Raw genomic sequence first — 20,937 nt, 5'->3', positions numbered from 1 at the left:
AACGACCCGAGACAGAACCGAAGGAACCGAGATGCCGATCGAGAAGTCCTCCAAGATCTGGATGAACGGCGAGCTCGTCGACTGGGACGACGCCACGATCCACGTGCTGACCCATACGCTGCACTACGGCAACGGCGTGTTTGAGGGCATACGCGCGTACGAGACCGACCGCGGCCCGGCCGTGTTCCGGCTCCGCGACCACATAGAACGGCTCTTCCGTTCATCCAAGATCCTCTTCCTGGATATTCCGTACTCGGTCGACGAGCTGGTCACGGCGACAAGGGACACCGTCGGGGTGAACGGACACCTCTCCTGCTACATCCGCCCGCTGGTGTACCTCGGCTACGGCGAGATGGGCCTCAACCCGCTGCCCTGCAAGGTCGACGTGTCGATCGCGACCTGGCCGTGGGGGACCTATCTCGGCGACGAGGGCCTGACCACTGGCGTCGACATGATGATCTCGTCCTGGCAGCGCCACGACCCGAACGCCATGCCGCCGGCGGCCAAGGGATGCGGCCACTACATCAACTCCCAGATGGCCAAGGTGCAGGCCGTGAAGGCCGGCTACGACGAGGCCATCCTCCTGTCGCCACAGGGCCACGTCTCGGAGTGCACCGGTGAGAACCTGTTCGTGGTCCGTGACGGAACCATCGTGACGCCGCCGACAAGCGCCGGTGCCCTGGCGGGCATCACACAGGACTGCGTCCGGCGCATCGCAGGGGACCTCGGGATCCCCTACGTCCAGGGAAACCTCCTCCGCAGCGACCTATACACGGCCGACGAGGCCTTCCTATCCGGCACAGCGGCCGAGGTGGTGCCGATCCGTTCCGTCGACGACCGCGTCATCGGTGATCCCGGCCCGATCACCCGGCAGGTCCAGGAGGTCTTCTTCCAGGCGGTTCGTGGTCAGCGCCCCGAGTACTCGGAATGGAACGACCATGTCGACGCCTGAGTCGGCGGACCGGTCCGTCGTGCTCCCGGCGGCGGTCGAGATCTACGACACGACGCTGCGCGACGGCGCCCAACTGGAGGGCATCTCGCTCACCGTCGCGGACAAGTTGCGCATCGCAGAGCAGCTGGACCGCCTCGGCGTGCACTACATCGAGGGCGGCTGGCCGGGTGCCAACCCCAAGGACGAGGAGTTCTTCGCCAGGGCCAGGAGCGAGCTGGCCCTGGAACGCTCCCAGCTGGTGGCCTTCGGGTCGACCCGCAGGGTGAACGGTGATGCCGCCGAGGACCCGACCCTGGCCAACCTGCTGGCGGCGGAGACCGACGTGGTCTGCATAGTCGGGAAGGCCTCGGCGTACCACGTGACCGAGGCGCTGCGAACCAGCCTCGACGAGGGCGTGGCCATGGTGGCCGACTCCGTCACGTACCTGAAGTCTCGGGGCCGCAAGGTGTTCTTCGATGCCGAGCACTTCTTCGACGGGTACCGCGACGACCCGGAGTTCTCGCTACGGGTACTGCGGGGAGCGGCCGAGGCGGGTGCCGACTGCCTGGTGCTGTGCGACACCAACGGCGGGTCGCTGCCGGACCAGGTCGAGGCCATGGTCCGCGCCGTTGTAGACGCCGTGGACTGCGCTGTAGGCGTGCACCTCCACAACGACACCGGCTGCGGGGTGGCCAACGCCCTGGCCGGGGTGGCCGGCGGAGCCACCCAGGTGCAGGGAACCATCAACGGCTACGGGGAACGGGTGGGCAACTGCGACCTGGTGCCGATCATCGCCAACCTCAGCCTCAAGATGGGCGTGGAGACGCTGCCCGAGGGTCGGATGGCCGAACTGACATCGGTGGCCCACCATGTGGCCGAGCTGGTCAACTTCACCGTCGATCCCCAGCAGCCCTACGTCGGCACCACGGCGTTCGCCCACAAGGCCGGCCTGCACACCAGCGCCATCGCCCGCCGGAGCGACGCCTATGAGCACATCGACCCGGGCCTGGTGGGCAACGGCACCCGCTTCCTGGTGTCGGAGATGTCAGGCCGCTCGACCATCGCTCTGAAGGCGGAACAGCTGGGTATCGAGCTTGACGGCGAGGTACTCGGCGAGATCGTGGAGACCCTGAAGGAACTCGAGTACGCCGGCTACCACTTCGAGGCGGCAGATGCCTCCCTGGAGCTCCTGATGCGTGCCGCCTCGGGTTGGTCGCACGACTACTTCGTCCTGGAGTCATTCTCGGTCAACGTCGGCCACCGGTCGGGTAGCGGGAGCCGGGCCTGGAATGACGTGGCGGTGGAGGTCGAGACGGAGGCAACCGTCAAGCTCCAGCTGGACGGCGAGCGCATGGTAGCCACAGGTGAGGGCAACGGCCCGGTCAACGCCCTGGACGCCGCCCTCCGCAAGGCCCTGGACGACAGCTTCCCGCAACTGGAGAGGCTGCACCTGACCGACTTCAAGGTCCGGGTGCTGGAGACCCGCCAGGGGACCGGAGCGGTGACCAGGGTGCTCATAGACACCACCAACGGTGAGCAGACCTGGACCACTATCGGCGTCTCGGAGAACATCATCGAGGCCTCCTGGCAGGCCCTCGTCGACTCGCTGGTCTTCGGGATCCTCCACACCGACGCCTAGGTTCGTCGGCCATGGCCGACGAACCGCTGACCGACCGACGCATCCTCGTCACAGGTCCGGCCGGCCAGATCGCGTTCCCGATCGTCCGGTCGCTGGCCTCCGACAACGAGGTTTGGGGGATCGCCCGATTCTCGGGCGAGGGCTCCCGGGAGCGGGTCGAGGCCACCGGCTGTCGCACGGTGGTCGTAGACCTCGCCGAACCCGACTGGTCAGGCCTTCCCGACCGGTTCGACCACGTGGTCCACCTGGCGGCGTTCATCATCGGCGACGACTACGACCGGGCGCTGGCGGTCAACGCCGAGGGGACCGGCCTGCTCATGCAGAGGTTCTCCAATGCCCGATCGGTGCTGGTGATGTCCAGCAGCGCCGTCTACCGGGACGTGGACGACCCCGAATATCGGCTCGCGGAAGGCGACCCGCTGGGTGGGCACGAGCAGTCGTTCGCCCCGACGTACGGGATCGCCAAGAACTCCCAGGAGGCGGTGGCCCGCTCCATGGCACGGATGCTCGGCCTGCCCACGACCATCGCCCGGATGAACATGTCGTACGGTCCGAACGGCGGCCTGCCCGCCTACCAGCTGGACATGATGAGGGCCGGCATGCCGATCCCGATCCACGACCGGCCGGCGTGGTTCAACCTGATCCACCAGGACGACATCGACGCCCAGGTACCCACCATGCTCGGCATCGCCGAGGTTCCTGCCACCATCGTCAACTGGTCGGGCGACGAGGCGGTGGAGACCCGAACCTACCTGGGCCACCTCGCCGGACTGACCGGCCTGGAGCTCGAGGTGGCGCCGACCTCGGACGGGGTGTCCAGCCGGGCCGTCGACACCACCCGGAAGATGGCGCTCGTGGGAGCGTGCGCAGTGGACTGGCGCACCGGCCTACGGAGGATGGCAGAGGACCGCCACCCGGACCTGTTCGCTTGAGCCCCGCCCCTGCTGCGTGTCATGGGTACCTATCCTCGGGTCAGTGACGAACCCCGTTAGGTCCCGCCTGCTCCTGGCCGAGGCGGTCGGCACCATGTTCCTGCTGATCGGCGTGGTCGGCTCGGGGATCATGGCCGCCCGGCTGAACCCCGGCGACACGGGCCTCCAGTTGTTCCAGAACGCCGCGGCGACGGCCGCCGTCCTCGTGGCGATCATCTCGATCTTCGGGACCATCTCGGCCGACTTCAACCCGGCGATCACGCTCGGCGCCTGGGCGCTGGGCCACCGGGCCGGTCGCGACGTGGCACCGATGGTCGTCGCACAGCTGGTCGGGGCGTGTTGCGGCACGATCCTGGCCAACCTGATGTTCGATCTGCCCGCCGTCGGCTTGTCGACCACCGACCGGTCGGGCTGGCACCTGTGGCTGGCCGAGGTGGTGGCCACCGTCGGTCTGTTGCTTGTCGTGTTCAGCCTGGTGCGCACGACCCGGACGAGCCACCTGCCCTATGCGGTCGGCGCCTACATAGGCGGGGCCTACTACTTCACGTCGTCGACCGGCTTCGCAAACCCGGCGGTGACCGTCGGACGCACCCTCTCGGACACCTTCACCGGGATCGACCCGACGTGTGCACCGATGTTCGTAGTCGTGCAGGTCGTCGGCGCCGGCGTGGCGGTGGTCCTCCTGAGGGCGCTCTTTCCCACCGGGGACTGAGTGGGCCCGCTTACCGCCCGTCGTCCCGGCGTCGGGCATCAGCTCCTGGGAACGTCCTTCCAGGCCAGGTCCTTGTCCACGCGGACGTCACCAGGAAGGCCGAGCACTCGCTCGCCGAGGATGTTGCGCATCACCTCGGTTGTCCCACCCTCGATGGAGTTGGCACGCACCCGCAGGAAGTACTCGGCCAGCGTCTCGTAGTCCAGGATGGGCCGGGTCCGGTCCAGTTCGTAGCCGCCGTCGAACAGGGTTCCATCCATGCCGGTAAGGCCCAAGGCGAAGGCGAAGGCGTCCTTGTTGAACTCTGCCGATAGGACCTTGCCGATCGATCCCTCGGGGCCCGGTGTGCCGGTGGTCCGGGCCTCCTCGGCCCTGAGGTTGTTGAGGCGGAGCACCTCGCTGCGCACCCACAACCTCATCATCTCGTCCCGTCGGGCAGGATCGTCGTGGCCATGGTCGTTCCAGGCCTCCAGCATCCAGTCCACGGTCGTCTTCCCGGTCTCCCGGGTGCCCCCGCCGATCGCCACCCTCTCGTTCATGAGCGTCGTCAGAGCCACCCTCCAACCGTCGCCGACGTCGCCCATGCGGTCGGCTTCCGACACCCGGGCATCGGTCAGGTAGATCTCGTTGAACTCCGCCTGGCCCGTCATCTGGCGCAGCGGTCGAATCTCCACCCCGGGCTGGTCCAGGTCGATACCGAAGTAGGTCAGGCCCCTGTGCTTGGGGGCGTCGGGGTCGGTCCGGGTGACCAGCAGGCCCCAGCGGGCCAGGTGGGCGTTGCTCGTCCATACCTTCTGGCCGTTCACCACCCACTCGTCGCCGTCCCGCACGGCTCGGCAGGACAGCCCTGCCACGTCCGATCCGGCTCCCGGCTCGGAGAAGAGCTGGCACCAGACCTCCTCGCCGGTGAAGAGCGGTCGCAGCCATCGGGCCTTCTGCCCGTCGGTCCCCGAGGCCACGATGGTCGGGGCGGCCATTCCGTAGCCGATGTCATGGGAGGGGTGTGGTCCGTCCGCGGACACGACGGCGTCGTGGACCAGGCGCTGGAACTCCCGGTCTGCGCCCAGACCACCGCAGTTCTCGGGGAAGTGGACCCAGGCCAGGCCCAGGTCGAACTGGGCACCCAGGAAGCCCCGGCGGTCGGATGGGTCGGCCTCGAGGAGTCGGTCGATCCTGGAACGAACGTCGGCTTCGGAGATGGATGACACGGCTTCCTCGGATTTGGTCGGGCGGTGCCAGGAGCGGGATCGGAACAGCGGTGCTGAAACTAGGGACGGCCCGGGCCCTGTCCCCAATCGGGACGGACCTGTCATGGGCTGGATCCGTCCGACCGGTGGGTCGCCGGTAGCGTGCGGCGATGCCCGAGCCGATGACCCCACCGGACGCGCCATCGTTTGAGCAGCGCCCGATGGCACCGTTCGACTGGTTGCTCCTGGTGACGGCGGCGGGGATCTGGGGTTCCTCCTTCCTGTTCATGGACATCGCCCTGGATGCCGAGCACCCCGGCCTGGTGGCATGGCTGCGGCCCCTCCTGGGCCTGGCGTTCATGGCCGGGGTGCCGTCGGCGCGGCGCCCCGTGGACCGGTCCGACAATCCCAGGCTGTTCCTCCTGGGCCTCCTGTGGATGGCTGTACCCCTCAGCATGTTCCCGTTGGCCCAGACGTGGATCGACTCATCGATCGCCGGGATGATGAACAGCGGCATGCCGGTAACGACCCTGATCGCCGGCGCGACCCTCTTCGGCGTGGCCACCCATCGGGTGCAGGTGGTGGGTGTGGCGGTCGGCATCGTCGGACTCCTCATGATCGGCATCCCTACGGCCTCCGTGGGCGACACCAGCGCCGTAGGGGTCCTTCTGGTCATCCTGGCCGTGTCCTGCTACGGGGTCGCCGCCAACATCGCCGGACCTCTCCAACGACGGTATGGCTCGCCCGCCGTGCTCCTGCGGGTGCTGGTGGTGGCCAGCCTGGCGACCACGCCATGGGGCCTTGTCGGCCTGGCTGGCTCCGGCTTCGCCTGGTCGGCCGTGGCGGCCAACCTGGCCGTGGGGGTGGGCGGCACCGGCATCGCGTACGTGGCCGCGGCCTCGCTCATCGGGCGGGTCGGACCGGTGCGGATGTCCGCGGTGACCTACGTGGTCCCGGTGGTGGCCGCCGTCTTGGGCGTGACCGTCCTGGGCGAGACCCTTGGCGCCCTGCAGGTGTCCGGAGCGCTGGTCCTGGTCGGGGGTGCCTGGCTGACCACCCGGTCGGGTCCCTGAGTTCAGATGGGAAACGCACGTCGGAGCAAGGACCCGTCGGCTCCGGCAGCCATGGCGGGTGTGGGCCGAGGGACCACCGCATGGATGGCGGGATGGACGGCGACCCTGTTGCTGGTGGCGGCGTGTGGAGCCGCGACGGTTCCAGTGCCGGTAGGCACCGTGCCCGGTGGCACGTCGACCGCCTTGGAGCCATCGACCGGCGTCGAGTCGGCCTCCGGTCCGGCCACCGTTACGACGGACCCGCCCACGACGACTGTCTCGCCCACGACCGTCGAGGCCACGGCCACGACGACGGTCCCGCCCACGGCCACAACCGTCCCACCGGCCAGGATCCTGCGAAGTCCCACCGCCCTGGAGCCCCTGCGGGTGATGGTGCTGGGTGACAGCGTCACCTATGAGATCGAGCCGGGCCTGACCGCCGCGCTGCAACACACCGGCCTGGTCGTGTCCGCCAATCGGACGCAGATGGGCTTCGGCCTCAGCCAGTGGCCGATCTTCCACTGGTGGGAGGTATGGCCGCCGTTCCTCGACGAGGTCCGGCCCGAGGCAGTGGTGCTCCAGGCCGGGATCTGGGACGTCCAGGCCGTGTACGGCGGCGAGAGACGCCTCCCCAGGCCGGAGGATCCGGACTGGGAGGCCCAGTACTCCTTTCTCGTGGGGGTGGCGCTCGACGTGCTGGCCGCGGATGGGGCGCACGTCTACTGGCTGACGATGCTGCCGTCACCGGATCCCGGGCACACAGGGCGATTGAACCGGCTGCTGGTCGCTCTGGCGGCCGGCGACGACCGCATGTCGGTGGTCGATCTGACCCCCGGCTTCACCGACGCCGAGGGCCGGTACGTGGACCACGTGGATCGCCTCGGCGTGGCATGGCCGATCCGCAAGGTCGACGGCGTCCACCTTTGCCGGGAGGGCACCGAGGTGGCGGCCGGCCTCGCCGCCGCGGCGATTCTGGGTGACGCCGGTCTGGAGCCAGAGGCGGGATGGGAGGACGGCCCCTGGCGGTTGGACCCGCTCTACGAGGTGGACCCGTGCGACGACCCGGCGCCCGTCGGTGGATCCTCGTGAACGTGGCTGGTCGCACCTCCTGACCAGGGCCGATCGACCTGGCCGGTCGGGCTACCGTCGTGCCATGGCTGCATCGATGGTGCACAGGCACAGGGACGTCCAGGGAGGGACCGCCCGGGCTGCGGTGTTCGGGATCAGCGACGGGCTGGTATCCAACGTGGCACTCATCCTCGGCATAGCCGGTGCCAGCACCGATCCGTCATTCGTCCGCCTGGCCGGCGTATCGGGCCTGCTGGCCGGTGCCATCTCGATGGCTGCCGGCGAGTACGTGTCGTTGAAGGCCCAGGCGGAGTTGGTGGAGCGAGAGCTGGAGATCGAGCGGATCTCGATCGCCGAGAACCCGGAGGCCGAGGAGGCCGAGCTGGCCGCCATCTACGTGGAGCGTGGGCTCGACCCCGAGCAGGCGGGACGGGTGGCCGCGGAGCTCATGTCGGACCCGGAGGTGGCCCTGGAGGTCCATGCCCGGGAGGAACTGGGCGTGGATCCCAGCCAGTTGGGGAACCCGGTGGCGGCGGCGACGGCCAGCTTCCTGGCATTCGCCGTCGGTGCCTTCGTGCCGCTGGTCCCGTGGCTAGTCGGATCGGGGACCGGCGCAGTGTGGGCATCGGCGGTGTCCGGAGTGGGCGCCGCCGCCCTGGTGGGAGGCCTGCTGGCCAGGTTGACCGAACGCTCCGTCGTCCGAACGGTGGTCCGACAGCTGCTGGTGGCCGGAGGCGCCTGCATGGCGACCTACGCCATCGGTGGCGTGCTCGGGGCCTCCGTGGCCTGAGCCGGCCCGGTCCGCCGGGACCTCCGGTCGGCTGCTCTACGGGTCCGCTCTCACGACTCGAGTACTGGGCGCAACAGGTCGGCCCACCGTCGGTGGCCCTGGCCGTTGGGGTGCAGTCCGTCATCGGTCATGGTCGTGTCGAACATGCCATCGGCATCGGCGAAGTGCACGGTCAGGTCGAGGAACTCGAGGTCCCGTTCGCCACACACCCGGGCCAGGGCGGCGTTCAGCGGTGCCACCAGGGGGTGGTAGCGGTCGCGTCGGGGGAGGGCCGCGTGGACCACCACCCGGGTGTCGGGGGCTGCCGCCGACACCCGGTCCAGGATCAGGCACACGTTGCGGACCGTCTGGGCGTGGGCCACCCCGAACTCCAGGTCGTTCGTGCCGATCATGAGGAGCAGCAGCCCGGGTGGGCCGGTCAGCGAGTCGTCCAGGCGTTCAAGAACGTCGGCCGAGGTGTCCGAACCGATGCCACGGTTGCGGATCCGGAGATCGGGAAGGGCTGCGGACCAGTCCCCCTCGGCGGTGATGCTGTCGCCCAGCATGACCGTGTCTCCGGTCTCGATAGGAAACGCCCGTTGGATCGACCGGGCTCGGGATCGACGGTTCGAGACCATTGCCCTGTAGATCCGACGGGCCCCCAGGATGGTGTCGAAGGCCGCCCAGGAGGCTGCGACGACGACGGCGCCGAGCAGCCTTCGTGCCGTGCGCCCGTCCCGGTACCGGCCGTTCGTCGGTTCGGCGGGAACCCGGAGGGGATCGTCGGCAGTGCCGGTCATGTCGGATCCGCCGGTTCGACGTAGATGGGTCGGGCCGTCGGAACGGCCCGCCGGACGCGTTCCTCCACGACGTCCACGGCGGCGGCGACGCCCGCCGTGTCGAGGTCGGGGTCGAAGGCCACCCTCGCCCCGACGAGGATCTCGTCGGGGCCGAGGTGCTGGGTCCGGAGGTGGACCAGCGAGACCACCTGGGGGGTGGTGGTGATGGCCTCGACGATGGCCGAGTGGTCGGCCTCACCGGCGGACTCGCCGACGAGGAGGCTCTTCATCTCGCGTGCCAGCACCGTGGCTATGGCACCGAGGAGGAGGCCGATCAGGATCGTGCCCACGCCGTCCCAGCGTGGCTCACCGGTGGCCGAAGCCAGCCCGATGGCCGTCAGGGCGATCACCAGGCCGAGCAGGGCTCCAGCGTCCTCGAGGAGGATCACCGGGAGTTCCGGGTTCCGGGTCTTGACCACGAACTGCCTCCAGGTGAGGTCACCGCGTTCGGGCGTCGCGGCGACCACGGCGGTACGGAACGACCAGGTCTCGAGCCCGATGGCGAAGACGAGGATCGCCACTCCCCAGCCGACGTCGTCTAGCCCGTGTGGGTCCCGGACCTTTCGGATGCCCTCGAACACGGCGAAGGCGGCACCGACCGAGAAGAGCACGAGGGCGACCACGAACGACCAGAAGTAGCGTTCCCGGCCGAATCCGAACGGATGGGTTGCCGTCGGAGCCCGCCGGGCACGGCGGCCACCGAGGAGCAGCAGCAGCTGGTTGGAGACGTCGGCGACCGAGTGGATGCTCTCGGCCAGCATCGCCGAGGACCGGGTGACCAGGAAGCCGATGAACTTGGCGACGGCGATGCCGACGTTGGCGACCAGGGCGGCGAGGATGGCCCGGACACCACCGGATGCGGCCATGGCACCTCCTGTTAGCGCTCTCGGCGCAGCCCGTCGGGCCACTCGGTCGACGCGAAGCGTAGTGTCGGCCACCATCGTGGATGCGGCCGGCATGGCGACCGACGACGCATCGTCCGACGCCGATTCGAGATGGAGAACAGTGATGACGACCGTCTTCTCAAGCCCCGACGAACTCCCCGGCGCCGTGGGTACCCACCTGGGGTACGGCGACTGGATCACGGTCGACCAGGACCGGATCGACCTGTTCGCCGAGGCCACAGGCGACCACCAGTGGATCCACGTGGATCCGGTGAGGGCGGCGGCCGGTCCGTTCGGGGCCACCATCGCCCACGGCTACCTCACGTTGGCGCTGACCAACCAGATGCTCCCCGACCTCGTCCGCGTGGACGGCATCTCGATGGGAATCAACTACGGCACGAACAAGGTCCGGTTCCCGTCTCCGGTCGTCGTCGGATCCCGGGTCCGGGGTGGAGCCGAACTCGTCCAGGTCGACGAGGTGTCGGGTGGCTACCAGGCGGTGATCCGGATCACCGTGGAGGTCGAGGGTTCCGACCGTCCGGCCTGCGTGGTCGACAGCGTCAGCAGGTTCCTCCGCTGACCGACGAACGGCTGGCTATCCCATCCTGCGGCCGCCGGTAGCATCGGCCGGTGGCCAAGCGGAAGCGCCGACAGGCACCCCTCGCTCCCCGGTCGGAGCCTCCCGTCCGCCCCGGGCTGCTGAGTCCGACCCGTGCCGTTCCGGCGTCCATCGGCCGGCCGCCCTACGCCCTCACTGGCGATCCGGGCCCATCGACCTCCTCGTCGGTCCGGACCCCCGGTGAGATCCAGCGGATGCGCCGGGCCTGTCATGCCGCCGCGGAGATTCTGCTGGAGGTCGGGCCCCACGTGGCGCCGGGCGTCACCACCGACCGTCTGGACGAGATCGTCCACGAGGCCACCATCGCCCGTGGCGGCTACCCAAGCCCGTTGAACTACCGCGGGTACCCGAAGTCGGTCTGCACGTCGGTGAATGAGGTGATCTGCCACGGGATTCCGGACAGCCGGTCGCTGGCGGACGGCGACATCGTGAACGTCGACGTCACGATCTACCTGGACGGGGTGCACGGTGACACCTCCGTGACGTTCCCGGTGGGCGAGGTCTCGGACCACGATCGACGCCTGGTGGCCGAGACCCGGGTGTCCATGGACGACGGGATCGCAGCGGCCGGTCCGGGCAGGCCCGTCCATGCCATCGGACGGGCCATCGAGCGGCACGCATACCGACACGGGCTGGGAGTCGTGCGGGAGTTCATCGGCCACGGCATCGGCACCGAGTTCCACAGCGGGTTGCAGGTTCCGCACTACCACGACCCCCGTGCTTGGACGGTGCTCGAGCCGGGGATGACGTTCACCGTGGAGCCCATGCTGACCCTCGGGGACCCGGCGTGTGGGATGTGGGACGACGACTGGACCGCGGTGACCCTGGATGGTCGACGGACGGCACAGTTCGAGCACACGGTGCTGGTCACCGGGGAAGGGATCGAGGTGTTGACGGTGACCTCCGACGGCACGGTCCCGGCCGACGTGTTCGCCCTCGTCGCACCCGCCTGAGCCGAACCGTTCGACACGACGCGTCGAACGTATCCGGCGATCCCGGGCTCAGTCCCGCCAGGTGGCGGTGTTCTTCCTGGCCAGAGCTACCCAGGTGTTGCCGGGTGAGAGCCGGATCGCCTCGCCGTCGGCGGAGAAGGTGGCCGGGAGGGACTCGTCGGGCCGGTTCCACTCGCCCACGACCACGTGGCCGTCGGTGAACACCCACGCCATGCCGGTTCCGGTGGTCCTCGCCTCGGGAGAGCGGGAGTCGGCCTTGCTCCAGCCGTAGGCGACGAACTGCACGACCACGTTGGCAGGCGCCACCCGCACGCCCTCGTCGTCCACGTGCGGGTTGCCGCCGTGGGTACGGGCCCATCCGGTGCCGTTCCAGTCGTAGTCGACCTCGGTCAGGCCGAAGTCGATGCTGACACCGGTTGCCGACTCGGCCGAAGGGTGGAGGGGTTGCTCCGGGTAGCGGTGGATGAACGGCGCCGGCGGGACCGCGGTGCGTCCGCTGTGGTGCGCCCAGAGTGCATCGGTGGAGGTGTAGAGGTTGTGCGGTGGACGGCGGCTCCTGTCCCGCCAGTACTCGTCAGTGAGCGTGTCGTAGCCGACGTCGGTGATCGTGGATTCGGCGAGCTCCGTCCGGGTGCCCCTGTTGGCTCCCGAGTAGGCGAAGAGGGGATGGTCGAAGGCGGCCAGGAGTGGCGGGTCGGACGTCCGGGCCGACCGGACCGGCCCGACCATGTCGGCCGACGTGGACTGGAACACGGCGACCAGCCGGGTGACCCCGCCCTCCACGATCTCCTCGTAGACGACGTCGGCGACGTTTACGCCAGACTGGGGGTGGGCCCGGGTGACGTTGTCGATCTTGACGGCAAGGGCCGGGCGTTCGAGGTCGATGCCCTGGACCCCGGTCCAGGTGCGGGCGACCGCCAGCCGTTCCAGCCGGAGGATCTCCGCCTCGTACCCACCAATCTCCGCCTCGTACCCACCGATCGCCGTCCGGGCATCGGCGATGGCCGTCCGGGCATCACCGATCGCCACCCGGATGGCCGGCTTCGAGTCCACGGTGTTGGAGCGGGCGTCGACGGCCTGGAGTCGTCTCTCCTCGGCTTCGTCTACGAGCACCCGTAGGCCCCGGACCGCATCGGCCGACAGCCGCAGTTCGGCGTCGATGAGGTCGAGGCGGCGTTGGGACTCCTCGATCACCGAGTCGTAGAGCATCCGGTCGCGTACCCCGTCGAGGGAGTCGGCGGCCAGGTGGGCGGACTGTGTCAGCACCGCGTTCATGCGCTCGTTGTTCCTGAGGTAGGCGTCGATGGCCATGGTCTGGTGGAGCATCGCCGGCTCGGTACGGGAGGCGAGCACGTGGATGAAGCGGTCGGCGAGCAGCTCCATGCGCACGGGGAGGATCAGGAGTTCGGTGTCCTCGGCACCGATCAGCGCATCGGTGTCGACGATCTGCTGGTCCAGGCCGACCAGGTCGTCCTCATACCGGGAGATGAGGTCGTGCTGGTCCTCGATGCGGTCCCGTTGGTCGGCGATTTCGGCTTCCCGGCCCACGATGTCGGTTCTCAGGTCGGCGATCTCGTCGTCGTACGGACCGGCGACGGCAGGGACCGTCGCCAGGCCGACCACCAGCACCGCGATCGGGAGCGCGATGCGGCGTCGGCGGGTTTGGCTCACGGCGTCGAGCGTAGAGGTCGGCATACCGACGGTCGGGGCACCCCCGACGGTCGGTCACCGGGCCTGGCAGGTCGGGCACCAGGTGGCGGTGCGCTGGTCGATGGACCTCGAGGTGAGGACGTCGCCGCAGGTCCGGCAGGGTCGACCCGCCCTCCCGTAGCAGTCCAGGCGGTGCTGGTTCCGACCCGTGCCCCGGTCCGGCGTGCGGTAGTCCCGCAACGTGGTGCCGCCGTTGTCCAGCGCCTCGGTGAGCACGTCCCGGAGGTGTCCGAGGAGGCGGTCGGACCGCTCCGTACCCAGCCGGCGGGCGCCGGGGTGGATGCCCGACCGCCAGAGCGCCTCGTCGGCGTAGATGTTTCCGATGCCGGCGATCGGTCGCTGTGACAGGAGCTTGGTCTTGATCCGTCGTCGACTGGTGGCTAGCGACCGGTGGAAGGTCGTACCTGTCAGCGACCGGTCGAACGGCTCGGGGCCCAGGTCCCGGAGGGTGGGAAGGGACCGGTGGTCACCGCGGCGCACGACCGCGATCCGGCCGAACCGTCGCACGTCGCGGAACCAGAGGTGCCGGCCGTCGCCCAGCAGCCACCGGGCCCGGACATAGGCGTCGTCGGGCGGCGTCGGGTCGACGTAGAGGGAGCCGGTCATTCCCAGGTGGACCACCAGCTCGCGTTCGGTACCCAGGTGGTTCGCCACGCCTTCCAGGCCGAAAAGCAGGTACTTGCCCCGGCGCGAGACCTCGGAGATGCGGTGGCCGGCGGCTTCCGGCGCCGAGGCGAACTTCTCGGACGGATGGGACCAGCCGCCCAGGATCTCCACGCCGGACACCAGGGGTTCGAGCTGGCGGCGTACCATCTCGACCTCAGGGAGCTCGGGCACCAGCGCAGCGTAACGGTCGCCACGGTGGCGCTGGCCGGGGCCGTACGGCGGTCCCGCCCGGCCCGGTCGCCCGGTTGCGGTGGGTTATGTTGCCCGCATGGTCGCGATCGCCGTTGTGAACCAGAAGGGCGGGGTCGGTAAGACCACCGTGGTGCTGGGCCTGGCGTCGTCGGCCTCGGCCCGTGGCGTGACGACCCTCGTCATTGACCTGGACCCGCAGGGGAACGCCACGACGGGGTTGGGGGTGTTCGAACCCGGTCCGGGCGTCGACCACGTCCTGACCGAGGAACGGCTGGGAGGCCTTGCGACGGTCGTCGAACCCAGCGGGTGGCCCGCTGACCTCGGGCCGGTACCGGATCTCGTACCGTCGTCGCCATCTCTGGCGGTTCTGGAGCCGCAGCTCGCCACGGACCCGTTGGGAGCCCAGGACCGTCTCGCCATGGCCCTCCGGGCCTTGACCGGTGGCGAGGGGCCGCTGGTGCTGATCGACTGCCCGCCATCGCTCGGACTGCTCACCGTCAACGCCCTGTTCGCGGCTGACGCGGTGCTGGTGGTCACCGAGCCCGGGGCGTGGGCCGTCGACGGCGTGGCCCGCATGTTCCAGACCGTCGAGCGGATACGACTCCGACGAACCGACGGGCGCCCGGAGGTGGTGGGTATCGCCGTGAACCGCCTGGGCCGGACCCGTGACGGCCGCTACTGGAACGAGCAGCTGGAGGAGGCCTATCCGGGTACGTGCCTGCCACCGATTCGCCTCCGAGCCGCGGTCGCCGAGGCGGCTGCCCAATCACTGCCAATTCATGCCCTGGGTCGACGCCCTGGAGCGGCCGAGGCGGCCGCCGAGTTCGATGTACTGCTCGACCGACTCCCGCAGACGGGATCCCGGTCACGGCCCGGAACCAAGTCGCCGATGCCGGGGAGCCCCACCTGATGCCCACCTATGACCCGCAGGCTCGTCGGACCCGACCCTCGCCATCGGTGGACAGTCCGGTGGACGGCCTGCTGGAGGCCGTGCCGGATCGGGAGGCGGACCCGGCGGCGGCTGGGAGTGAGGCACCGGCGGCCGGCAACGGGACCCCGATGCCTGATCCAGCTGATGGACTCAGGCCCTTCGAGGCGCCACCGGTCGAGATGACCGACGAACGTGCCGACCTGCTGCACAGGCTGGGGGTGCTCGGTGCGGTTGCGGTGTTTGCCCTGGTGTTGGCCATGTGGCGCCGACGCCGCAGGGCCGACTGAACGCCGGCGGTCAGAGGCCGAGCAGGACCCTGGCGGGAGCATCCTCCCGCATCCGGCCGGCGGCCACCCGGCGCCTCACCTCACGTCCCCCATCCTCACAGCGGTCGACGTACGGGCACCAACCGCAGAGCGGCCCGGTGTGGGTCTCGAACCGGTCCTCGGCGCATGCCTTGCCGACCTGACGCCACGATTCGGAGAACCTGCCGGTAGTGGCGCCGAGCGCGTCGATGGTGACGGCGGTCTCGATGATCTCGCTGCCAAGGTAGAGCAGCCGGGCGCGGTGTGGGCGCTCGCCGGTGCTGTCCTCAACGGCAGCCGCGTAGAGCAGGACCTGGTCCAGGGACTTCGACCGCTCCGGGGGTCGTGGTGTCCTACCCGACTTGTAGTCGGTGATGACCAGGCCGTCCTCGTCGGCGTCCAACCGGTCCACGATGCCGAAGAACGGCACGCCGGCCACGTCGGCCGAGACCCTCTGTTCGGTGGCCCGGACGTCGACACCGGCGGGGTCCTCAAGCGACCAGAGTCCGTGGATGGCCGTCCAGGCACGCCAGCGGAAGGCCCGCTGGGCGTCGTCGTCGAGTCCGAGGGCCTGGAACTCGGGGTTGTCCGCCGTTTCCGGCCACGCCTGTCCAGCCAGTTCCCTGGCGCGTTCGACGGTACGGTCAGCCGCCGGCTCGGCACACAGCAGTTCCAGCACGCGGTGGGCGAACGTTCCCAGCAGGGCCGGTTCACCCGGCGGGTCGGGGAGCTTCTGTATGTAGCGGTAGCGCCACCTCTGGGGGCACTGGTTCCAGGTCCCGGCAGAGGAGGGCGAGAAGGAGCGGGGCAGGTCGGGCACGGTCGGCGTCCTAGATGTCGAGGACGCCGGGATCCAGCAGGGCGCTGTTTGCGACCAGGTAGTCGCGGCGCCTGCCCACGTCGGTCCCCATCAGGATGTCGAAGAGCTCGGAGGCCCGCTTGGCGGCCGCGCCTTCCGCCATGGTCAGGCGTTTGAGGATGCGGGTCTCGGGGTCGAGGGCACACTCTGCCAACTCCTCGACGTTCATCTCGCCCAGCCCCTTGAAGCGGTTCCACCTCAGGTTCTCGGCCTTGCGTCCCCCCTTGGTCAACCTGGCCGTGATCTCGTCGCGTTCCTCGTCAGAGAAGGCCCGGTAGATGGTGTCGCCCATACGGCAGGAGTAGAGGGGCGGCTGGGCCGCGTACACGCGACCGGCTTCCAACAGGGGTCGCATGTACTCGTGGATCAGGGTGAGGAGCAGGCACCGTATGTGGCTGCCGTCCACGTCGGCGTCGCAGAGGATCACGATTCGGCCGTACCGGGCGGCGTCCAGGTCGAAGTCCTTTCCGGAACCGGCACCGATCGCCGTGAAGAGGGCCTGGGCCTCGGCGTTGTCCAGCACCTGCTTTAGGGTCGCCTTGCCGGCGTTCACGACCTTGCCTCGCAGCGGGAGGATGGCCATGTACTCGGCGTTGCGTCCGGCCTTGGCCGGCCCGGCGGCCGAGTCGCCCTCGACGATGATCAGCTCGGAGTCCGGACCGTGGGTCCGGCAGTCTGCCAACTTGTCGGGCATGCCCGTCGAGCCCATGCTCGCCGCCCTGCGGCGCGTCTCCAGCAGCTGCCTGGAGCTCACCCGGTTGATGACCGCGTTGGCCAGCTTGTCCCGGACGGCGGTGATGTGCGTCTTGGGGCCGCTACCGCTGAACCAGTCCGTGATGCCCCGCTTGACCACGTCGTAGACGATCTTCTCGATGGCCGGTGTGCCCAGCTCCTGCTTGGTCTGGCCACGGAACTGCGGTTCCGGGAACACGACCTTGCAGGCGGCAACCAGGCCCTCCTGGACGTCCTCCCTGGTGGCCCGGTGGTTGTTCTCCCTGGCCAGCTTGGCCAACTTGCGGGTGTCCTTCAACAGGACGTCGTTCACGGCCCTGGTGAGGGCTCGGTCGAAGCCAGCGGTGTGCGTGCCGCCCTGGCTGGTGGGGATCGTGTTCACGAACGACTCCACCCTCGTCTCGTAGCCCTTCACCCACCGGAGGGCCACCTCGACGATGCACTCCCTTTCGACGTCGCTCATCTTGCCGTCCACAGGCACCCGCTCTTCGAAGGTGTCGATGCCCGACAGCGTGATCACCTCGCAGGCGTTGCCGCCGGTGGAGAGGTGGTCGACGAGGTCGGCAAGGCCGCCACGGGACACGAACTCGAACGGATCCGCCGAGCCCCCGGCCCGCTTGTCGACAACGCGGATCTTCACGCCGGGCACCAGGAAGCAGGCCTGGACGACCCGCGCCCGGACCTGGTCGGCGTCGATGCGTGCCTCGGAGTCGAAGATTTCGCGGTCCGGCCAGAAGCGGATGCGCGTGCCCGTCTTGTTCTTGGAGATCCGCTTGACCTTCTCCAGCTGGTGGCCCGCCGTGAACGACGACCCGGAGAAATGGCCCGCTACCCGTTCCCGGAAGGCCAGCTCGTGGGTGGACCCGTCACGATCCACCTGTGCCACCAGCTTGGCGGAGAGGGCGTTCACCACCGATGCGCCGACCCCGTGCAGCCCGCCCGACGCGCCGTAGGCGCCGCCGCCGAACTTGCCGCCGGCGTGCAGCTCGGTGAGCACGACCTCGAGAGCCGAGACCTTGCGCTTGGTGTGCCGGTCGATCGGGATGCCACGGCCGTTGTCTGCCACCTCGACCGAGTGGTCGCGGTGCAGGGTGATCTCGATGCGGTTGGCGAAGCCGGCTGCCGCCTCGTCGACGGCGTTGTCCACCAGCTCCCAGACCAGGTGCATCAACCCCGGCGAACCCGTGCCGCCTATGTACATGCCGGGACGCTTGCGGACCGCCTCCATGCCCTCCAGGGTCTGGATGGCGTCGGCGTCGTAGCCGTTGCCGCCCTTCCCGGCGGCCTTCCGGGTTGCTGCTGTCGGCTTCTTCTTCCCGGCGGCCTTCCGGGTTGCTGCGGCGGGCTTCCTCCCGGCGGTCGAACCGTCGGCCGCTGCTGCCGGCTGCTTCTTCCTGGCGGCCTTTCGGGTTGCTGCGGGGGGCACCATCACCACCTGGCTGGGCCGATGGCGAGGATCTGGCGTTCCGAGGCGGTGCTCACGAGGTCCCGCCTGGTGGGTTCCAGGATCAGGGGGACGGGGTTCGGGTCGGGCCTGCGCGGGTCTTCGTCGGTGCCCATGATGGCGAGCAGGCCCATGGGTTGCCCGATGTGTGCCAATGACAAGGCCGACCCGTCGGCCAGCTTCGAGACCCGGACGCCGATGCCGCCCCGACCCCTGGCTTCCAACTCCGAGAGGGGGGTGGCCTTGATACCGCCGGTGTCGGTCACCGTGATCAGGGTGTCGTCGCTGAGGACAGGTGCCGCTCCCACGACGACGACTCCGCTCCGCAGCTTCATGCCGGCCACGCCTGCAGCGCCCCGACCCTGGACGCTGACGGCGTCGACCGGCGTACGGAGGGCCTGGCCGTCGGAGGCGACTATGACGAGGTCGACGCCGTCGTGGGCGGTGAAGGCTGCCACCACCCGATCTCCGGGCCGGAGCTTCAGGAGCGGCTTGCCGCTCCTGGTGGCCCGGACCTCGTCCTGGGTGAGCCGCTTTGCGACGCCGTTGGCCGTGACGACCACCAGGTGCTCATCGCCCTCGGCTACCACGGTGTGGATGACCTCGCCGCGGTTCGTTCCGAACGCCTGGGCGGCCCCGGCTCCGCGCGCTCGTCCGGCGCCGTCGGCCAGTTCGGCGGCCGCGACCTGCAGGGCGCGGCCGTCGGAGGTGACCGCGGTGACGGTGGCCGTCGTGCGGGTGAGCAGCGAGGCGACCAGCACGTCGTGCCGACCAGGGGTGGCACGCTTCGCGCCGTCGACCGGCGACCGCGCTATCTGGCCCGAGGTCGACAGGGTGACCACACACGGCTCGTCGTCGACGTCCTCAGTCGTTGTCACGGAGTCGAACACCGGCAGGTCGTCCGGATGGACTATCTCGGTCCGGCGGGGACGCCCGAACGACTCCACGGCTTCGGCCAACTCGTCCAGCACCAGCGTCCTTTGCCGCTTCTCGGAGCCGAGGAGCGTGGTGAAGTCGCGGATGGAGGCCTCCAGGTCGTCCCGCTCGTCGAGCAGGCGACGGGTCTCCAGTGCGGTGAGCCGCTTCAGGGGCATGTCGAGGATGTGGTCGGTCTGGAGCCGGCTGAGGTCGAAACGATCCATGAGGCCGTCGCGCGCCGTCGCCGCGTCCTCCGAGCCGCGGATGATGGCCACCACCTCGTCGATGACCTCCAGAGCCATGAGGAGGCCGGCCACCAGGTGGAGTCGCTCCTCGGCCCTGGCCAGCCGGTGGCGTGTGCGGCGCACCACCACGTCGAGGCGGTGGTCGATGTAGTGACGGCACATCTCGTGGATCCCGAGTGTGCGGGGCTCGCCATCGACCAGGACGACGTTGTTTATGCCGAACGTCTCCTCCAGCGGCGTCAGGCGGTACAGCTCGCCCAGGACGGCCTGGGGGTTGTGGCCGGGCTTGACCGTCACCTGGAGGCGGAGTCCTGTGTGGCGATCCGAGAGGTTCTTGAAGTCCGCGATGCTCGTCACCCGTCCCGCCTCGTTCAGCTCCTTGAGCTTCGAGATCACACGCTCGGGCCCCACCAGGTACGGGAGTTCGGTGACCACGATGGCCTGGCGGCCCCGGCCGATGTCCTCCACGTGCGCCCGGGCCCGGATGCGTATGGTCCCGCGGCCGGTCTCGTAGGCCTCGCGGATGCCGTCGTCGACCACGATGCCGCCGCTGGGGAAGTCGGGACCGGGGAGCACGGCCAGCATCTCGTCGATCGTGGGCTTCGGCCGTCGCTTGTTCATCGTGAGCGTGATCGCGGCGTGGACCTCGGCCAGGTTGTGGGTGGGCATGTTGGTCGCCATGCCCACGGCAATTCCGGTGGTGCCGTTGAGCAGGAGGTTGGGTAGTAGGGCGGGCAGGTATCCGGGCTCGGTCGCCTCGCCGTCGTAGGTGGGTCGGAACTCGACCGTGTCCTCGTCGAGTTCCCCGACCATGGCCATGGCGGCAGCGGTCAGGCGGCATTCGGTGTAGCGGGATGCGGCCGGCGGGTCGTCCAGCGAGCCGAAGTTGCCCTGGGGGTCGATCAGGGTCATGCCCCGGGAGAAGGGCTGGCCCATGCGTGCCAGGGCGTCGTAGATGGCGGCATCGCCGTGGGGGTGGTAGCGACCCATGGTGTCGCCGACCACCCGGGCGCTCTTGCGGTGCGGGGTGTCGGGCCGGATTCCCATTCGGAGCATCGAGTAGAGGATCCGCCTCTGCACGGGCTTCAGGCCGTCGCGCACGTCGGGTATCGCACGGGCGGTGATGACCGACAGAGAGTAGGCGAGGAAGGACTCCTTGAGTTCCTCGGCGACCGGCACCTCGATCACCTCGCGGGCGAATGACTGGTCTTCGGGGAGGAGCTTCTGCTGCTTGCTCATGGGGCTCGGTGGTCGCTCGTGGTCAGGTCGGTCGCCATCCGACGAGCATGGCGCACGGGTGCGACAGCGCCCGCCGGGGCCTCGGGTGGACCGTACTGCGGCCCGCCGGCC

At 69.4% G+C, this 20,937-nt stretch carries 20 protein-coding genes; 11 read left to right on the top strand and 9 right to left on the bottom strand.

What is annotated here, in order from left to right:
• Positions 1-31 precede the first annotated feature (31 nt).
• From MK177_07390 to MK177_07375, 4 genes are read left to right on the top strand one after another with little or no spacing between them, the layout of a single operon-like run.
• A complete protein-coding gene (locus MK177_07390; protein ID MCH2427142.1) occupies positions 32-952 on the top strand; it encodes a branched-chain amino acid transaminase in 921 nt (306 codons plus the stop codon).
• The gene (gene cimA, locus MK177_07385) at positions 939-2,570 is read left to right on the top strand and encodes a citramalate synthase (GenBank protein MCH2427141.1); all 1,632 of its coding nucleotides are present in this window, start codon (positions 939-941) and stop codon (positions 2,568-2,570) included. The genes MK177_07390 and cimA overlap by 14 nt, the downstream gene beginning before the upstream one ends.
• Before the next feature lie 11 nt (positions 2,571-2,581).
• Positions 2,582-3,502 (top strand): NAD(P)-dependent oxidoreductase, encoded by a 921-nt coding sequence (locus MK177_07380; GenBank protein MCH2427140.1) that lies wholly within the window; start codon positions 2,582-2,584, stop codon positions 3,500-3,502.
• 43 nt (positions 3,503-3,545) lie between these two features.
• Positions 3,546-4,214, top strand: a complete 669-nt coding sequence (locus tag MK177_07375) for an aquaporin (protein MCH2427139.1) — start codon at positions 3,546-3,548, stop codon at positions 4,212-4,214.
• A gap of 38 nt (positions 4,215-4,252) precedes the next feature.
• On the opposite strand, the gene MK177_07370 is transcribed toward MK177_07375, so the two are convergent.
• Positions 4,253-5,422: an acyl-CoA dehydrogenase family protein gene (locus MK177_07370; protein MCH2427138.1), complete on the bottom strand. Its 1,170-nt coding sequence runs from the start codon at positions 5,420-5,422 to the stop codon at positions 4,253-4,255.
• Between the two features lie 149 nt (positions 5,423-5,571).
• Here MK177_07370 and MK177_07365 point away from each other — a divergent pair, with 149 nt between their 5' ends.
• Positions 5,572-6,474, top strand: a complete 903-nt coding sequence (locus tag MK177_07365; protein ID MCH2427137.1) for a DMT family transporter — start codon at positions 5,572-5,574, stop codon at positions 6,472-6,474.
• 2 nt (positions 6,475-6,476) lie between these two features.
• On the opposite strand, the gene MK177_07360 is transcribed toward MK177_07365, so the two are convergent.
• A complete protein-coding gene (locus MK177_07360; GenBank protein MCH2427136.1) occupies positions 6,477-6,866 on the bottom strand; it encodes a hypothetical protein in 390 nt (129 codons plus the stop codon).
• On the opposite strand from MK177_07360, the gene MK177_07355 reads away from it, so the two are divergent.
• Complete coding sequence (locus MK177_07355) at positions 6,844-7,542, top strand: hypothetical protein (protein ID MCH2427135.1); 699 nt, start codon at positions 6,844-6,846, stop codon at positions 7,540-7,542. The genes MK177_07360 and MK177_07355 overlap by 23 nt on opposite strands.
• Positions 7,543-7,606: 64 nt before the next feature.
• Entirely contained in the window at positions 7,607-8,311 is a 705-nt protein-coding gene (locus tag MK177_07350; GenBank protein ID MCH2427134.1) for a VIT1/CCC1 transporter family protein, read from the top strand.
• A gap of 50 nt (positions 8,312-8,361) precedes the next feature.
• On the opposite strand, the gene MK177_07345 is transcribed toward MK177_07350, so the two are convergent.
• Positions 8,362-9,090 (bottom strand): GDSL-type esterase/lipase family protein, encoded by a 729-nt coding sequence (locus MK177_07345; GenBank protein MCH2427133.1) that lies wholly within the window; start codon positions 9,088-9,090, stop codon positions 8,362-8,364.
• Entirely contained in the window at positions 9,087-9,995 is a 909-nt protein-coding gene (locus tag MK177_07340; protein MCH2427132.1) for a cation diffusion facilitator family transporter, read from the bottom strand. Before MK177_07340 ends, MK177_07345 begins: the two co-directional genes overlap by 4 nt.
• A 142-nt stretch (positions 9,996-10,137) precedes the next feature.
• Between MK177_07340 and MK177_07335 the strand changes: the two genes are divergently transcribed.
• The gene (locus MK177_07335; GenBank protein ID MCH2427131.1) at positions 10,138-10,593 is read left to right on the top strand and encodes a MaoC family dehydratase; all 456 of its coding nucleotides are present in this window, start codon (positions 10,138-10,140) and stop codon (positions 10,591-10,593) included.
• Between the two features lie 50 nt (positions 10,594-10,643).
• Complete coding sequence (gene map / locus MK177_07330) at positions 10,644-11,585, top strand: type I methionyl aminopeptidase (protein MCH2427130.1); 942 nt, start codon at positions 10,644-10,646, stop codon at positions 11,583-11,585.
• Positions 11,586-11,633: 48 nt separating this feature from the next.
• Here the strand turns inward: map and MK177_07325 are convergent, their stop codons facing one another.
• On the bottom strand, positions 11,634-13,256 hold the full coding sequence (locus tag MK177_07325) for a DUF3048 domain-containing protein (protein MCH2427129.1): 1,623 nt from the start codon (positions 13,254-13,256) through the stop codon (positions 11,634-11,636).
• 54 nt (positions 13,257-13,310) lie between these two features.
• On the bottom strand, positions 13,311-14,132 hold the full coding sequence (gene mutM / locus MK177_07320) for a bifunctional DNA-formamidopyrimidine glycosylase/DNA-(apurinic or apyrimidinic site) lyase (protein ID MCH2427128.1): 822 nt from the start codon (positions 14,130-14,132) through the stop codon (positions 13,311-13,313).
• Positions 14,133-14,229: 97 nt separating this feature from the next.
• Between mutM and MK177_07315 the strand changes: the two genes are divergently transcribed.
• Both MK177_07315 and MK177_07310 read left to right on the top strand, forming a co-directional pair.
• Entirely contained in the window at positions 14,230-15,063 is an 834-nt protein-coding gene (locus MK177_07315; protein MCH2427127.1) for an AAA family ATPase, read from the top strand.
• A 47-nt stretch (positions 15,064-15,110) separates the two neighbouring features.
• Positions 15,111-15,371, top strand: a complete 261-nt coding sequence (locus tag MK177_07310; protein ID MCH2427126.1) for a hypothetical protein — start codon at positions 15,111-15,113, stop codon at positions 15,369-15,371.
• A gap of 10 nt (positions 15,372-15,381) precedes the next feature.
• Here MK177_07310 and MK177_07305 read toward each other — a convergent pair whose 3' ends face one another.
• The 3 genes from MK177_07305 to MK177_07295 are packed head-to-tail and all read right to left on the bottom strand — an operon-like array spanning position 15,382 to position 20,826.
• Positions 15,382-16,209 (bottom strand): PD-(D/E)XK nuclease family protein, encoded by an 828-nt coding sequence (locus MK177_07305; protein ID MCH2427125.1) that lies wholly within the window; start codon positions 16,207-16,209, stop codon positions 15,382-15,384.
• A 10-nt stretch (positions 16,210-16,219) separates the two neighbouring features.
• Positions 16,220-18,406 carry an ATP-binding protein gene (locus tag MK177_07300; GenBank protein ID MCH2427124.1) on the bottom strand — a complete coding sequence of 729 codons (2,187 nt, stop codon included), beginning with the start codon at positions 18,404-18,406 and terminating at the stop codon, positions 16,220-16,222.
• 2 nt (positions 18,407-18,408) lie between these two features.
• Positions 18,409-20,826 (bottom strand): DNA topoisomerase 4 subunit A, encoded by a 2,418-nt coding sequence (locus MK177_07295; GenBank protein MCH2427123.1) that lies wholly within the window; start codon positions 20,824-20,826, stop codon positions 18,409-18,411.
• Between the last annotated feature and the right edge of the window lie 111 nt (positions 20,827-20,937).

This window comes from Acidimicrobiales bacterium, from assembly GCA_022452145.1.
Taxonomy (GTDB): Bacteria; Actinomycetota; Acidimicrobiia; order Acidimicrobiales; family MedAcidi-G1; genus UBA9410.
Note: the sequence above shows the minus strand (reverse complement) of the source record. Positions and strands in the feature narration are given on the sequence as shown.